The sequence below is a fragment of the Azospirillum sp. UENF 111221 genome, from assembly GCF_058780625.1.
Genome location: NZ_JBSNCH010000003.1, coordinates 77083 through 91856, shown reverse-complemented (window position 1 = coordinate 91856; position 14774 = coordinate 77083). Strand labels below are relative to the sequence as shown.

At 69.4% G+C, this 14774-nt stretch carries 16 protein-coding genes and 1 pseudogene; 4 read left to right on the top strand and 13 right to left on the bottom strand.

What is annotated here, in order from left to right; translation table 11 throughout:
- The 8 genes from ACWPN3_RS08925 to ACWPN3_RS08890 all read right to left on the bottom strand — a co-directional run bounded on the left by ACWPN3_RS08925 (nucleotide 1) and on the right by ACWPN3_RS08890 (nucleotide 5262).
- Nucleotides 1-240 (bottom strand): F0F1 ATP synthase subunit C, encoded by a 240-nt coding sequence (locus ACWPN3_RS08925; RefSeq protein ID WP_012977203.1) that lies wholly within the window; start codon nucleotides 238-240, stop codon nucleotides 1-3.
- 5 nt (nucleotides 241-245) lie between these two features.
- Nucleotides 246-920, bottom strand: a complete 675-nt coding sequence (locus tag ACWPN3_RS08920) for a F0F1 ATP synthase subunit A (protein WP_492243029.1) — start codon at nucleotides 918-920, stop codon at nucleotides 246-248.
- Nucleotides 917-1231, bottom strand: coding sequence for an N-ATPase subunit AtpR (locus ACWPN3_RS08915; protein WP_492243028.1), 315 nt, complete (start codon nucleotides 1229-1231; stop codon nucleotides 917-919). The genes ACWPN3_RS08920 and ACWPN3_RS08915 overlap by 4 nt, the downstream gene beginning before the upstream one ends.
- A gap of 1 nt (nucleotide 1232) precedes the next feature.
- Nucleotides 1233-1511, bottom strand: a complete 279-nt coding sequence (locus ACWPN3_RS08910) for an AtpZ/AtpI family protein (protein ID WP_492243027.1) — start codon at nucleotides 1509-1511, stop codon at nucleotides 1233-1235.
- Nucleotides 1508-1966, bottom strand: coding sequence for a F0F1 ATP synthase subunit epsilon (locus ACWPN3_RS08905; protein WP_492243026.1), 459 nt, complete (start codon nucleotides 1964-1966; stop codon nucleotides 1508-1510). Before ACWPN3_RS08905 ends, ACWPN3_RS08910 begins: the two co-directional genes overlap by 4 nt.
- Nucleotides 1963-3426 (bottom strand): F0F1 ATP synthase subunit beta, encoded by a 1464-nt coding sequence (gene atpD, locus ACWPN3_RS08900; protein ID WP_492243025.1) that lies wholly within the window; start codon nucleotides 3424-3426, stop codon nucleotides 1963-1965. The genes ACWPN3_RS08905 and atpD overlap by 4 nt, the downstream gene beginning before the upstream one ends.
- Before the next feature lie 238 nt (nucleotides 3427-3664).
- Nucleotides 3665-4207, bottom strand: a complete 543-nt coding sequence (locus ACWPN3_RS08895; protein ID WP_492243024.1) for an isoprenylcysteine carboxyl methyltransferase family protein — start codon at nucleotides 4205-4207, stop codon at nucleotides 3665-3667.
- Nucleotides 4204-5262 (bottom strand): type III polyketide synthase, encoded by a 1059-nt coding sequence (locus ACWPN3_RS08890; protein WP_492243023.1) that lies wholly within the window; start codon nucleotides 5260-5262, stop codon nucleotides 4204-4206. Before ACWPN3_RS08890 ends, ACWPN3_RS08895 begins: the two co-directional genes overlap by 4 nt.
- A gap of 203 nt (nucleotides 5263-5465) precedes the next feature.
- Between ACWPN3_RS08890 and ACWPN3_RS08885 the strand changes: the two genes are divergently transcribed.
- From ACWPN3_RS08885 to ACWPN3_RS08875, 3 genes are all read left to right on the top strand, one after another.
- Nucleotides 5466-6023, top strand: a complete 558-nt coding sequence (locus tag ACWPN3_RS08885) for a tetratricopeptide repeat protein (RefSeq protein WP_492243022.1) — start codon at nucleotides 5466-5468, stop codon at nucleotides 6021-6023.
- Nucleotides 6024-6231: 208 nt separating this feature from the next.
- Nucleotides 6232-6705 carry an RNA polymerase sigma factor gene (locus tag ACWPN3_RS08880; protein WP_492243021.1) on the top strand — a complete coding sequence of 158 codons (474 nt, stop codon included), beginning with the start codon at nucleotides 6232-6234 and terminating at the stop codon, nucleotides 6703-6705.
- The gene (locus ACWPN3_RS08875; protein ID WP_492261265.1) at nucleotides 6702-7535 is read left to right on the top strand and encodes an anti-sigma factor family protein; all 834 of its coding nucleotides are present in this window, start codon (nucleotides 6702-6704) and stop codon (nucleotides 7533-7535) included. Before ACWPN3_RS08880 ends, ACWPN3_RS08875 begins: the two co-directional genes overlap by 4 nt.
- Before the next feature lie 77 nt (nucleotides 7536-7612).
- Here the strand turns inward: ACWPN3_RS08875 and amaB are convergent.
- Together amaB and ACWPN3_RS08865 are read right to left on the bottom strand one after the other, a co-directional pair.
- A pseudogene (amaB, locus tag ACWPN3_RS08870) lies at nucleotides 7613-9109 on the bottom strand (L-piperidine-6-carboxylate dehydrogenase).
- Between the two features lie 78 nt (nucleotides 9110-9187).
- Complete coding sequence (locus ACWPN3_RS08865; protein ID WP_492261264.1) at nucleotides 9188-10846, bottom strand: thiamine pyrophosphate-binding protein; 1659 nt, start codon at nucleotides 10844-10846, stop codon at nucleotides 9188-9190.
- 127 nt (nucleotides 10847-10973) lie between these two features.
- Between ACWPN3_RS08865 and gcvA the strand changes: the two genes are divergently transcribed.
- Nucleotides 10974-11879 carry a transcriptional regulator GcvA gene (gcvA, locus tag ACWPN3_RS08860; protein ID WP_109095633.1) on the top strand — a complete coding sequence of 302 codons (906 nt, stop codon included), beginning with the start codon at nucleotides 10974-10976 and terminating at the stop codon, nucleotides 11877-11879.
- Between the two features lies 1 nt (nucleotide 11880).
- Here gcvA and ACWPN3_RS08855 read toward each other — a convergent pair whose 3' ends face one another.
- The 3 genes from ACWPN3_RS08855 to ACWPN3_RS08845 form a co-directional block, all read right to left on the bottom strand.
- The gene (locus ACWPN3_RS08855) at nucleotides 11881-13674 is read right to left on the bottom strand and encodes an ABC transporter ATP-binding protein/permease (RefSeq protein WP_492243017.1); all 1794 of its coding nucleotides are present in this window, start codon (nucleotides 13672-13674) and stop codon (nucleotides 11881-11883) included.
- Nucleotides 13675-13752: 78 nt separating this feature from the next.
- Entirely contained in the window at nucleotides 13753-14277 is a 525-nt protein-coding gene (locus ACWPN3_RS08850) for an EamA family transporter (RefSeq protein ID WP_492261263.1), read from the bottom strand.
- Between the two features lie 11 nt (nucleotides 14278-14288).
- Nucleotides 14289-14726, bottom strand: a complete 438-nt coding sequence (locus ACWPN3_RS08845) for a drug/metabolite transporter permease (RefSeq protein WP_492261262.1) — start codon at nucleotides 14724-14726, stop codon at nucleotides 14289-14291.
- Between the last annotated feature and the right edge of the window lie 48 nt (nucleotides 14727-14774).

Here is a 14774-nt window from a genome sequence, read left to right as displayed (position 1 = left end):
TCAGGCGAACGGGTTGGCGAAGAGCAGAAGCAGCGCCACGACGAGGCAGTAGATCGCCATCGTCTCGATCATCGCCAGCCCGACGAACAGGGTTCGCGACAGGGTGTTGGCGGCCTCGGGCTGGCGGGCGATGGCCTCCATCGCCGCGGCGACGGCGCGGCCCTCGGCCAGCGCCGGTCCGATGGCGCCGACCGACACCGCCAGTGCCGCCCCCAGGATGCTGATGGCATGGACGTCCATGGTTGCTACCCTTTCTCGATGGTTCCGACGGCGCCGCCGATGAAGATCGCGGCCAGGATGGTGAAGATGTACGCCTGGACGAGGCCCAGCAGCAGCTCCAGCGCCATCAGCGGCACCGGCACGAACAGCCCGGCCAGCGACAGCACGATGGCGATGACGAACTCCCCGCTCATCACATTGCCGAACAGGCGGATCGACAGGGAGAAGGCGCGCGTCAGCTCCGACAGCAGGTTCAGCGGCAGCAGCAGCGGGCTGGGGTGGGCGAAGCCCTTCAGATAGGCCCACAGGCCGCGCCGGCGGATGCCCAGCACCTGCGACGCCAGCAGCACGATCAGCGCCAGCGCCGCCGCCGTCTCCAGGAAGGCGGTCGGCGCCTTCAGCCCCGGCACCAGCCCCGACAGGTTGGCGACCGCCAGATAGAGGAACAGCGTGCCCAGCAGCGGCAGGAAGGGGGTGGCATCGGTCTGCATCGTCTCGGCGATCTGCCGGCGCAGCGTCTCCACCACCAGCTCCAGCACGGTCTGGGCCGGGCCGGGCCGCTCCACCCGCAACCGCCGGGTCGCGAGTGCGGAGCCCAGCGCCATCGCCGCCATCAGTCCCCAGGTGACGACGACCGGCAGTGTCACCGGGACCGAGCCCAGCAGGAAGACGATCGGCGTCGTCAGCGGGGATTCCGTCATGGCACCCTCTCCTGCGGCCCCTCCAGCGCTCCCTCCTGCATCCGCCGCTCGCGCCGGACCACGACGCTGCGCGCCAGCTGGAATCCGGCCAGCATCGCCAGCAACGCCTCCGCCCCACCCCAAACCGCGGCGATGGTGAAGCCGGCGGTGGCGCCGGCCAGCCGCAGCAGATAGAGCGGCATCGCCCGCCGCACCCCGCCCACCGCATAGAGCCGCGCCGTCGCCGCCAGCCCGCGAAAGAACAGGGTGCCGAGCGTCAGGCCGGCCAGAGCCCCGGCGATGATGGGGAGCAGATAAGGCGGCACTGTCATGTCAGCGTTCCTGTTCGATGCGGTTCCAGGCGAGCCAGCCGCCGAGCACGACGCCTGCAAACAGCAGCGCCGCCGTCCAGAAGATCCCGCCGCCGGCCCGCTCGTCGAGCCAGCGTCCGGCGAACAGCCCGGCCAGGGTCGGAACGATCACCAGCCAGCCGAGCGCCCCGATCAGGGCGAGGTTACGGCCCATCGGCCGTTCGCCCTCGCGCTGCCAATGCTCCCGCCGTTCGCGGTGGCGGCGGACGCTGCCGGGAAGCGGATCCTTGTCGTCGGTCATGGCCTGTCCTCCCTGCCGTCCGCGGTGGGTGCGAATGGACCCGTGGGGCGCCGGTCGGGCCGCAGATAGGCCAGGATGTGGCGGACCGCCGCCAGATGCATGCGGCGGGCGCCGGAGCGGGCCTCTCCCTCCTCCTCCAGATTGCGGCGGAAGCGGGCGAGCACGTCGCGCTCCAGCGCACGCAGATCGTCGCCCGTCACCGCCTCGCGCGTCGCCACGGCGACCTGCCCGCCGTCGCGGATGGTCAGCACCCCGCCGCGCACGGCGCAATGGCCTTCCCGGCCGTCGGTGGTGCGCCAGCTGATGACGGAGATGGCCAGGGCGGTCAGCAGATCGGCATGGCCGGGCCAGATGCCGAAGGCGCCGCTGGCGTCCTCCGCCCGCAGATGGCGGAGACCGGTGAGCGTCACGGCGACCGAGGTCGGGGTCGTGACGATGAGGGAAAGGTCGTTCATCCCGTCCTCCCGGCGCGGTCGCGCTCGCGGATCTGGTCCAGGGTCCCGGTCATGAAGAAGGCGCTTTCCGCCCAGTCGTCGCAGTCGCCGTCGAGGATGGCGCGGCAGCCCTTCAGCGTTTCCTCCAGCGGCACGCTGACGCCGCCATGGCCGGTGAAGGCCTCCGTCACCAGGAAGGGCTGGGTCAGGAAGCGCTGCAAACGGCGGGCGCGGCGCACGGCCAGCCGGTCGGCGGCGCTCAGCTCCTCCATTCCCAGCAGTGCGATGACGTCCTGCAATTCGCGGTAATGGGCGATGGTCTTGCGCACCTCCTCGGCCAGCCGGTAATGCGCCTCGCCCACCACCAGCGGGTCGAGCAGGCTGGAGGTGGAGCCGAGCGGATCGACCGCCGGATAGAGCCCTTCCGCCGCCATGGCGCGCGAGAGAACGATGGAGCTGTCGAGATGGCTGAACAGCTCCGCTACCGCCGGATCGCTGAAATCGTCGGCCGGAACGTAGACCGCCTGGATCGCCGTCACCACGGCGCCGGGGGTGGAGGCGACCCGCTCCTCCAGCTCGGCGATCTCGCTGGCCAGCGTGGGCTGGTAGCCGACGCGGGACGGCAGGCGGCCGAGCAGGCCCGACACCTCCGCACCGGCCTGGACGAAGCGGAAGACGTTGTCCATCAGCAGCAGCACGTCCAGCATCTCCTCGTCGCGGAAGTGCTCGGCGATGGTCAAGGCGGTCAGGCCGACGCGCCAGCGCGCGCCCGGCGGTTCGTTCATCTGGCCGAAGACGAGTGCCGTGCGGTCCAGCACCCCGGACCGCTTCATTTCCTCCCACAGCTCCTGCCCCTCGCGGGACCGTTCGCCGATGCCGGCGAAGACGGAGATGCCGGTGTGGCGCTCCACCATCTTGCGGATCAGCTCCATCACCAGCACGGTCTTGCCGACCCCGGCCCCGCCGAACATCGCCGCCTTGCCGCCGCGGGCCATCGGGGCCAGCAGGTCGATCACCTTGATGCCGGTCTCCATCAAGTCTCGGCGCGGACTGCGGCGGGCCAGCGGCGGCGGCCGGCGGTGGATCGGTGAGCGCGGGGTGTCGGGCGGCAGTTCCGGCCCGTCGTCGCGCGCAAGCCCCATCACGTCGAGCAGCCTACCCAGTACGGCCTTGCCCACCGGCGCGGTCAGCGGGCCGCCGGTCGGGCCTGCCGGCGTGCCGCGCCGCAGGCCGGAGGTGCCCTGGAGGGCGATGGCGCGGGCGGTCCGGGCGTCCAGATGGCTTTGGATTTCCGCCACCAGCCGCTCCGGTCCATCCCACAGGATTTCCACCGCGTCGAACAGCGGCGGCAGGGCGGCTTCGGGAAAGCGCAGGTCGATGACGGAACCGCGGACGGCAACCACCTGTCCTGGTTCCCGCTGTGGATCCGGGGCGGCAGGTCGGTCGGTGGATGGTACTTCGGCGGAAGACTGGACGGACATGGTCACTCCGGCCGGTTGGGCAGGATGGGAACCGTGCAGAATGGCGGTGGCGATGGCAGCGCTGCGGGAAGAAGCCCCACCCAACCTTCCCCCGTTGGCCGGGGGAAGGGGCGCCGGAGAGCGGCGCCGTCGGGGTGGAGGGCAACGCGTCAACCAGATCGACCACCAGACCCAAGGATAGACCCCTTCGCCGCGTTGCGGCATTGCGTCAAATCAAACCCTGTGCCCACAAATTGACTTAACCGACGCGGAGAGCGGCGTCCTGTCTTCGACCGAGCGCCCGATCCTCGACCCGGATTCGCACGGCGAGCATCGCGGCGTTGAGGAGGGAGAAGAGAAGGGCATAGCCAGCCATGCCGAAGGCGAGCGGAAGAGCGGCGATCTCCACCGCGACCGCCAAATAGTTGGGATGGTTGGTGAAGCGGTATGGGCCGGTGCGGACCGGCGGCATTCCGTCGAGCACGACGATCCTGGTGGTCCAGTGCCACCCCAGCGTCGCCTGCACCCAGAGGCGGAGCGCCTGCATGGCGAGGAGGACCGCCAGCCAGGCCGGTTCGACGGGCACGATGCCCGGACCGTGAGTCCACAACGGGCCTCCCAGTGCTGCCTCCCAGAGGCCGGCCAGCCACCCGGCATGCAGCAGCACCATCCACGGGTAATGGCCGCACCCATGCTCACGCGCACCTTGGGCCAACAGCTCCACGCGGTTGCGCCGGTCGATGATCAGTTCGCTGAGGCGCTGCGCCGTCACCAGCAGCATGACGATGATCGGAGCTGTCACCGCATTCCCCGCCGCAGCGTGATCAGGTTGGCGGCAAAGCCGGGACCGAGCGCCAGAAGCGCCGCCCGGCCCGGCAATCCCGCCCGGCGCGCCCGGTCCAGCACGAACAGCACCGTGGGAGCGGACATGTTGCCGTGATCGGCCAGCACCGCCCGTTCATGGTCGAGGCTGCCGGTCTCCAGCCGCAGCACGTCTTCCAGCGCCGACAGAACGCGGGTGCCGCCGGGATGGCAGACGAAGCGGCCGATCCGCTCCTCCTCCGCGCCGCATTGGGCGAGCAGCCGGGCAAGGGCGGGGCGGAGATGGGCTTGCAGGAATTGCGGCAGCGCCGCCGACAGGACGATGCCGAAGCCGCCATCGTCGATGCGCCAGCCCATGATGTCCTGCGACCGCGGGAACAGATGCTGACCGGCACCCTCGATGACGGCGAAGGCGCGCTCCTCCGCACCGCCGCGCAGCACGCAGGCGGCAGCACCGTCGCCGAACAGGGCGCTCGCCACCAGATTGGCGCGGCTGCCGTCATCCTGTCGGAAGGCGAGGCTGCACAGCTCCATGGTCACGAACAGCACAATGCGGCCGGGGGGCGCCGCCAGACGCGCGGCGGTCGCCAGCCCCGCCACGCCGCCGGCACAGCCGAGCCCGAACAACGGCAGCCGCTCGATGTCCGGCCGGAAGCCCATGGCCTCGGCGAGCTGCGCCTCCAGGCTCGGCACTGCGAAGCCGGAGGAGGAGGAGACGACCACGCAATCGACCTCGGCGGGAGCGATGTCGGCATCCGCCAGGGCGGCGGTCGCCGCCTGGACGAACAGGGCCTCCGCCGCCTGCCGGTAGGCGGCCATGCGGTCGCTCCAGCCATGGGAAGTGGTGTACCAGTCGGCCGGACGGGCGCAGTGCCGCCGGGCGATGCCGGTGTTGGCGAAAACCCGCTCGAACTGCGGGAAGCCGGCAAGCCGGTCGCCGAAGATGCGGGTGGTGAGGAGGGCGGCCTCCTCCTGGGACAGGAGATGGGGCGGCAGGCCAAGGCCCAAGCCAAGCAAAGCCACGGGTGGGAACACGGGGGGCGGCTCCATTCGGGACATCGCGGGCGCATGCGGGATGCTGGCGGCGCGGCGGGTGGGGAACACGCCGGTGGGACTGCCTATTCGGTGCCGCGAAGGGGCCGAAAAAACTTATCTGCGACCGAATAGCCGCCGGGGGTGGCGTGTTGTCCGCCAGCGCCGCGATACGGCGAGCCGCCCCTCGAAATCCAGGAGAAGTCATGATGAGCGTTCGTTCCAAGCCCGGAAGGGCAGGAAGCACCGTGCTGGTCGGTCTGCTGTGCGCCGCCGTTCTCGGCACCGGCCTGCTGGCTCCCGTCGCCGCCCGCGCCATGGGCGACGACACCACCCCGACCTGCAAGCCGGGGGAGGTCTATGACAAGAAGGCGAAGCAATGCGTGAAGCAGAGCGGTGCCAACCTCACCGACGACAATATCGCCGACTACGCCTATTCGCTGGCGAAGGCAGAGCGCTATCAGGAGGCGCTGGGCATTCTCGCGACGGCGCGCAACCAGGACAGCCCGGTCGTGCTGAATTACCGCGGTTACGCCACCCGCAAGCTGGGCCGCATCGACGAGGGCATCGGCTATTACCTGAAGTCGGTGGCGGCCGACCCCTCCTACGCCAAGGTCCGGGAATATCTGGGGGAAGCCTACATGCTCAAGGGGCGTTCCGATCTGGCGCGTGAACAGCTGGCGGCGATCCGCGCGATCTGCGGCACCGGATGCGAGGAGTACCGCGACCTCGAAGAGGCCATCGTCACGCCGGCCAAGGGCTGACGCCACCGGCGGAGGCGCTTCCCGCCCCAGGCGGGGGCGTTCCCGCCGCTTTGTCCGGTCATCGGGAAGGCGGATGATGGCTATCGTCGAGAGCGGCCGTGAGGCATATGGTCGGTCGCGGCCGGTACAGTGCCGAAAGGACCGGATCGTCCCGGATGCCATGCGAGGGAGCGGTGAGATCGCAAGCGAAGCGGAAGTCAGGCACGGCTTGTCCGTCACCTTGCCGCGCCTTTGGCGCTATGGCTTTGTCCTGTCGCGGCAGCGCGACTGGGCGGACGATCTGGTGCAGCAGACCTGCCTGCGGGCACTGGAACGGCACCGCCAGTTCCAGCCCGGGTCACGCATCGACCATTGGCTGTTCGCCATCCTGAACTCGGTCTGGCTGAACGAGGTCCGGGCGCGGCGGGTCCGTTTCGGCCAGGGAACCGTCGAGGCGGAGACGAGCCTGGAGGTCGACGGCGCGCGCGAGACCGAGGCGAAGGTTCTGGCGGGGCAGGTGATGAGGCTGGTCTCCGACCTGCCGGAAGCGCAGCGGGCAGCGGTATTCCTCGCCTATGTGGAGGGCCTGACCTACCGCGAGGTCGCTGCGGTTCTAGACGTGCCGGTCGGAACGGTGATGAGCCGTCTGGCGGCGGCGCGGGCAAAGCTGGCGGACAGGATGAGCGACGGAGCGGCAAAATGACCGGAGAGAGCGACGAGTTCCCGATCCCCTCCGACGAAGAACTGACTGCCTTCATCGACGGCGAACTGGAGGAGGAGCATCGCGCCCGCCTGCTCGACCTGATCGAGCGCGATCCGGCGGTCGCCGCGAGGGTGGAGCATCTTTCCCGCGCCAGCCTGCCCTACGGCGAGGCCTTCCAAACCTTGCTGGATACCGCTCCGACGGCGGACCTGCAACGCATGCTTGACGGTATGTCCGCGCCGCCGGCTGCCGCCAACGCGGCCGTTCCGCTGACCCGCCGCCGTCTGTTTGGCGCCATCGCCGCGTCGGTGGCGGCGGGCGTGCTGGGGGACCGGATGCTGGTCCGGCTATTCGGAGCCGCCAACGGCGACGACTTTGCCGACGATGGCGGCGGACCGGACCGGGAGCGCCACTGGCATGGCGTGGTCGCGCAATATATGGGGTTGTACACGCGGGAAACGCTGGGCGGGTCCACGCCCGTCCACGACATCCAGGCGGCACAGCTCGCTGCCCTGAACCGGCCGCTCAACCTGTCCCTGACCCCGGAGGCGGTGGAGGTCGCCGGAGCGGAATTCCGCAGGGCGCAAATTCTGTCCTATGACGACATGCCGCTGGCCCAGATCACCTATCTCGATCCGCGGAGCGGTCCGCTGGCTCTGTGCATCCTGCGCCGTCCCGGCAGCGTGCGCGGGGTGGAGCAGGAAATGCGCGGAGGGCTGTCCATCGCCTATTGGAGCGGGCCTGACCATGCCGCCCTTCTGATCGGCCGGTTGCCTCCCCAGGATCTGACGGCCAAAGCCGAAGCGGTCCGGGGGAGGCTGGCGATCTGATACGCTTGTCGATCCGGCCGGGACGGGCTCGCCGATGGCGGCGCCGTCCCGGCCGGAACGCCTCAGCCCATGAACCCTCAGCCGATCTCGAACTTGATCCCCTGGGCGAGAGGCAGGGCGGAGGAGTAGTTCACCGTCGCGGTCTGGCGGCGCATATAAGCCTTCCAGGAATCCGACCCCGAACTCACGACCGCCGCCGGTCTCCTTCTCGCCGCCGAAGGCGCCGCCGATTTCCGCACCGCTCGGGCCGATGTTGACGTTGGCGATGCCGCAGTCGGACCCGGCGGCCGACAGGAAGCGCTCCGTCTCACGCAGGTCGGTGGAGAAGATGCAGGAGGACAGGCCCTGCGGCACGGCGTTCTGAAGCGCGATGGCCTCCTCCAGCGTGTCGTAGGTCAGGACATAGAGGATGGGCGCGAAGGTCTCGTGCCGCACCACCTCGGTCTGGGCCGGCATCTCGACGATGGCCGGGGTGACGTAATAGGCGTTGGGGAAGCGGTCGGTCAATGTGCGCTCGCCGCCGGCCACCGTGCCGCCCTCGGCCTTGGCGGAACTCCAGGGCGCGCTGCATCGCCTTGAAGGCGTCGGCGTCGACCAGCGGACCCATCAGCACGCCGGTCTCCAGCGGGCTGCCGATCGACACGGAAGCGTAGGCCGCCTTCAGGCGCGGCAGCAGCTGGTCCTTGACCGAGCGGTGGACGATCAGGCGGCGCAGCGTGGTGCAGCGCTGGCCGCAGGTGCCGACGGCGGAGAACAGGATGGCGCGCAGCGCCATGTCGAGATCGGCCGACGGCGCCACGATCATAGCGTTGTTGCCGCCCAGCTCCAGGATCGAGCGGCCGAAGCGCTCCGCCACCACTTTGGAGACCTCGCGGCCCATGCGGGTCGAGCCGGTGGCCGAGACGATGGGGAAACCGGGATGGGCGACCAGAGCCTCGCCAATCTCACGGCCGCCCTGGACGACCTGGGACAGGTTGGCCGGCGCGTCGCCAAAGCGGGCGACGGCACGGTCGAAGATCACCTGGCAGGCGGCGGCGGTCAGCGGGGTCTTTTCCGACGGCTTCCAGACGACCGGGTCGCCGCAGACCAGCGCCAGCGCCGCGTTCCACGACCACACCGCCACCGGGAAGTTGAATGCGGAGATGACAAGGCAGGGGCCGGCCGGGTGCCAGGTCTCCCGCATCGTATGGCCCGGACGCTCCGAGGCGATGGTCAGGCCGTAGAGCTGGCGCGACAGGCCGACGGCGAAGTCGCAGATGTCGATCATTTCCTGCACTTCGCCCAGGCCTTCCTGGTAGATCTTGCCGGCTTCCAGCGAAACCAGACGGCCCAGAATCCTCCTTGGCGGCGCGGAGTTCCTCGCCCAGCAGGCGGACCAGCTCGCCGCGGCGCGGGGCCGGCACCGAGCGCCACGCCTCGAAGGCGCGGGCGGCGTTGGCGACGATGTCCGAAACCTGCGACGGCGCGGTCTCCGCCACCGTGGCGAGGGTGGCGCCGTCGACCGGCGAACGGGCGGTGAGCCCGGCTCCGCTGGAGGTCAGGCCGAAACGGGAGAGGATGTCGCTGTGCTGCACCGGGGTGGCTCCTTGGGTCAAAAAGCGAGGCATTTGATGTTCCCTGTCCCATGCCGGGAGAGGGTGTATTCTCTCAGATCACTTTCCCTTCCCGGCGGCACGGATCTCGGAAAGCGTCCGGCTGGGGGTCAGGGCCTCGGGGTCGAGCTTGATGTGGATGATCGCCGGCAGGCCGGACGCGCGGGCGCGCTCGAAGGCCGGGGCGAACTGCGCGGTGGTCTCCACCGTCTCGCCATGACCGCCATAGGCGCGGGCGAAGGCGGCGAAATCGGGATTCTGCAGGCGGGTGCCGGACACGCGGCCGGGATATTCGCGTTCCTGATGCATGCGGATGGTGCCGTACATGCCGTTGTCGACGACCAGCACGATCACGGCGGCGCCCTCCTGCACGGCAGTGCCGAACTCGATCCCCGTCATCTGGAAGCAACCATCGCCGGCAAAGCACAGGACATCGCGGGTGCGATGCTGAAGCTTGGCTGCGATGGCGGCCGGCAGGCCGTAGCCCATCGAGCCGCAGACCGGTGCCGCCTGGGTGCCGAAGCGGCGGAAGCGGTGGAAACGGTGGATCCAGGTGGCGTAGTTCCCGGCACCGTTGGTGAAGATCGCGTCATGCTCAAGCCGTTCGTCCAGCCACGCCATGATGCGGCCCATCTGCACGTCGCCGGGGATGGCGTCGGGCGGGGTGCTCCAGGCGTCGTAAGCGGCATGGGCCGTTTCGGCGCGGGCGGCCCAGCCGGGCTTCGCCGTCACGCTCAGCTCGGCCATCGCCTCGAGGAAGGCGGCCGGCGTGGCGACCATGCCCAGCGTCGGGCGATAGACGCGGCCGACCTCCTCGGCGCCGGGGTGGATGTGGACCACCGCCTTGGCCGGATTGGGAATGCCCAGCAGGTCGTAGCTCTGCGACGGCACTTCGGAGAAACGGTCGCCCAGCAGGATCAGCAGGTCGCTGTCCTTGACCAGCGCCGAAAGCTTGGGGTTGATGCCCAGCCCGATGTCGCCGGCATAAAGCGGGTGGCAATGGTCGAACAGCATCTGGCGGCGGAAGGTCACGGCCACCGGCAGGGCCAGCCGTTCCGCGAAACGCTGGAGTTCAGCGACCAATTCCCCGGTCCAGCGGGAGCCGCCGACGACCAGCAGTGGCCGTTCCGCCTTGTCCAGCAGGGCGCCGAACGACGCCACCTGCGCCGGCGTGGGGGCCCCATCCACGGTCTCCGCCCGCGGGGCGACGGGGACGTCCGCGGTTTCCGTCAGCGTGTCTTCCGGCAGGGCCAGCACGACCGGGCCGGGGCGGCCGGCCATCGCGGTGTGGAAGGCGCGGGAGATCATTTCCGGCACGCGGTCGGCGCTGTCGATCTCGGCGACCCATTTGCACATGCCGCCGAACAGCTTGCCGTAATCCACCTCCTGGAAGGCATCGCGGCCGCGCATGCCGCGCTCGATCTGGCCGACCAGCACGACCAGCGGGGTCTCGTCCTGCTGGGCGACATGGATGCCCGACGCGGCGTTGGTGGCGCCGGGGCCGCGGGTGACGAGGCAGACGCCGGGACGCCCGGTCAGCTTGGCCTGCGCCTCTGCCATCATGGCCGCGCCGCCCTCGTGGCGGGCGACAACCATCTCGATCGGACTGTCGTGCAGGGCGTCAAGCACGGCGAGATAGCTCTCGCCCGGAACGCCGAACACCCGCCGCACGCCCTGCGCCTCCAGCGCCTCGACGATCAATTGACCACCGGTCTTCATCGCGAACCCGCCCCGCCCTGCCTATGGGAAATTCCCGGATCTCCAGGATATCGAGCGTGCCGTGCCGCGCGCCAGGGTGCAAACGACTTTCTTTCCACAGGTCATGAGCTTTGGTAATGAAGCGGCCATGGATCTGCAGCGCCGCCTTCTTCCGTCCATGAGCATGCTGTCCGCCTTCGAAGCGGCGGCCCGCACCGGCAGTTTCACCGCCGCGGCGGCCGAACTGTCGCTGACCCAGGGAGCGGTCAGCCGGCAGATCAAGGCGCTCGAGGAGCAGATCGGCACCGCCCTGTTCATTCGCAAGGGCCAGCGGGTGACGTTGACCCCGACCGGCGCGCTCTATGCCGATCCGATCCGCGACGCGTTGCGCCAGATCGCGGCGGCCACGGTGCGGACCATCGCAGCCCCCAAGGGCGGCGTGTTGAACCTCGCCATCCTGCCGACTTTCGGCACGCGCTGGCTGGTGCCGCGGCTGCCGGCCTTCCAGACGGCGCATCCGCAGGTGACGATTCACTTCACCACCAAGCTGGCACCCTTCGATTTCCGTCTGCACGATCTGGATGCGGCCATCCATTACGGCTTCGGCGACTGGCCCGACGCCGTCTGCGACCATCTGCTGGACGAGGAGGTGCTGCCGGTCTGCTCCCCCGCATTCCTCAAGGCGCATCCGGTGGCGGAACCGGGGGACCTGCTGTCCCTGCCGCTGCTGCACACGAGCACGCGCGCCGATGCGTGGAACGAGTGGCTGTCGGCACAGGGGCTTCCCCCGCGGCCCGGTGCCGGCATGGTGTTCGAACAGTTCGCCACCACTGCCCAGGCGGCCGAGGCCGGGCTGGGCGTGGCCCTGCTGCCGACCCTGCTGGTCCGTGCCGAGCTGGACGACGGTACCCTGCTCCCCGCCATCGACCGGCCCCACCGCAGCGCACGGGCCTATTACCTCGTCCATCCCCGCGGCAAGGCCAACCACCCGCCCTTTGCCGCCTTCCGGCAATGGTTGCTGGCCGAGGCGCGGGGGGAGCAGCCTCAGGCGTAGTTCACACCGCCGCCAACTCCCCAACCCCGTCTCCGTTGCGCCGGACCGTCATCCGCCGGTCGTGGAAGGCGGCGAGGCTGGGACGGTGGCCGATGCTGACCAGCGTCGTTCCGGGCAGGCGGGTGCGCAGCAGGCCATAGAGCCGCTCCTCCGTCTCCGGATCGCAGGCCGAGGTCACCTCGTCGAGATAGAGCCAGTCGGGCTTGTGCAGAAGGGCGCGGGCAATGGCGATGCGCTGCTGCTCGCCGCCGGACAGGCGTTGCGACCAGTGGTCCTCTTCCGCCAGACGGTCGGCGAAACCGGCCATGCCGACGGCGTCCAGCACCTCGCGCACCGCCTCGTCCGGGAAGGCGTCGGGAGTGGCGGGGTAGGTGACGGCGGCGCGCAGGGATCCGATGGGCAGGTAGGGCTTCTGTGGCAGGACCATGCTGCCGTTGGCCGCGGTGGTACCGCCGGCCGCCATAATGCCCCCTGGCAGCGCGATCCGGCCGCGGCCGAAGGGCCAGATGCCGGCGATGGCACGCAGCAGGGTGCTCTTGCCCGACCCCGACGGGCCGGTGATCAGCAGGGACTCGCCCGGCTGCACCGTCAGGTCGGCGCGGACCAGCGGCGTGCCGCCGTCCGGCAGGGTCAGCGCCAGCCCGTCCAAAGTGAGGGCGCCGTCGGTCGCCGCAATGCGCTCCACCCCGGCATGGTCGCGGGCATCGGCGCGGACAGCTTCCACGGCACGGTGGAAGCCGGTCAGGCGGCTGGTGGTGGCGTGCCAGTCGGCGAGGTTTACATAGGCGTCGATGAACCAGGACATCGCCCCCTGAACCTGCCCAAAGGCCTGCGAGGTCTGCATCAGCGATCCCAGCGGCAGGGCGCCGCTGAAATAGCGTGGAGCGGCGACCAGCAGCGGAAAGATGATGGCGATCTGCCCATAGGCCGAAGTAAACCAGACCAGCCGCTTCTGCGTGCGCATCAGCGACCACCAGTTGGCGACGACACGGGCGAAGCGGTCGCCGAAACCGCGCGCCTCCTGCACCTCGCCCTGTTGCAGGGCGACGCTCTCGGCATTCTCGCGCAGGCGGACCAGGGAGAAGCGGAAGTCGGCCTCGTACCGTTGCTGGTCGAAGCTGAGCCGGGCCAACGGCTTGCCGATCTTGTGAGTGATCCAGGTGCCGCCGACGGCATAGACCAGCGCCACCCACACCATATAGCCGGGCAGGTCGATGCCCAGCCAGGGGATGGTGACCGATCCCGACAGGCTCCACAGGATGGCGAGGAAGGAGACCAGAGAGACCAGATTGGTCATGAAGCCAAGTGACAGGCTCAGCGTCAGCTGGACGAAGCTGCGCAGATCCTCAGCGATGCGCTGGTCGGGGTTGTCGGTGCCAGTGTTGGCGAATTGCAGGCGGTAATAGGTCTGGTTCTCCAGCCAGTCACCGAGATAGCGCTCGGTCAGCCAGCGGCGCCAGCGGATTTGCAGCATCTGGTTGAGGTAAAGGCGATAGACCGCCACCGCGATGAAAAACAGCGCCAGGCCGCCGAACACCAGCAGGGCCTGGATGAATCCAGCCTGATCCTTCTCCTGCAAGGCATTGAAGATGTCGGCGTTGATCTGGGTGAACCAGACCTCCATGAACACCGCCGCCAGATTGAGGACGACGATCGCCGCCAGCAGGCCGCGCGCCGCCCATTTTTCGTCCGACGACCAATAGGGCTTGGTCAGCCGCCAGACATCGGACAGGAATTGGCGGGCGGCGGACAGGCGTCCGGAAGAGGACGGTGGGGAATACGCACGCGCGGGCATTGGTTGGGCACTCGCAAGCGGTCGGGACGATGCTTGCCGATTACCACCCTTTGCCGCAGCTGAGGCATGAAATCGCTGTCACTTGCCGCGGATCATGTCCCAGCTCGCCATCAGCGCCCCGCCGGCGATCAGCGCACAGGCGGCCCAGACGGCCGAGCCGCCGCTGGCCTGCCCGAACAGGATCAGCAGCAGGGTGGAGGCTGGCGGCACGGCATAGGACAGCACGCCCAGCGCCCGGATGTCGCCGCGCTTCATTCCATGGTCCCAGACGAAGAAGGCCAGCCCGTCCGGACCGATGCCGAGGGCCAGCAGGACCAGCCATCCCAGCGCCTCATTCGGCCAGACGGTGGCATCCTCGAACAGCAGATGCCCGGTCAGGCCCAGCAGGGCGGTGACGAGGCAGAAGCCGCTGACCGCTTCGGTCGGGACGGAGCCGAAACGGCGTGACAGGACCGAATAGGCGCCCCAGAGCAGCGCCGCCGCCAAGGCCGCACCGTAGGCGGGCAGGTTGCCGCCCAGGGTGCCGGCGTCCAGGTGCAGTCCGCCGCTTCTCCCTGAAACGATCAGCGCGGTGCCGGCCAGCCCGCACAGCGCGCCGGCCACATGCGCGGCCTTCAGCCGCTCCCCGGCAGCAGGGCGGAGAACAGGACGATGCAGAGCGGCCAGAGATAGTTGATGAGATTGACCTCCACCGCCGCCGATGGCGCCAGATGGAAGGCAAGGAACAGGCAGGCGTGATAGCCGAACAATCCGCCGACGCCGACCAGCCAGACGGGCAGCGGCTGGCGCAGGGCCGCGATCACGCTGCGGCCGCGCAGAACCGCGACGCTGCTGCCGGTCAGAAAGGCCAGCCCGAAGGTGACCGCCACCAGTTGCAGCGGCGGCATGGCGCTGGACATAGAGGTCAGCAGCGCTGCCGTCGCCCACAGCAGGATGGCGATGGAGCCGATTCCGGTGGCACGCCGCACCTCCACCATCGATGGCATGGCGGCGGATGACCGGGACAGGACAGGGCTGGGCAGGGCGAAATTGGGAAGGGTGTCGGCGCTCATGCGGGGGTGCATAGCCTATGGGTCAGCCGCCCGCAATGGCTGTCGGGA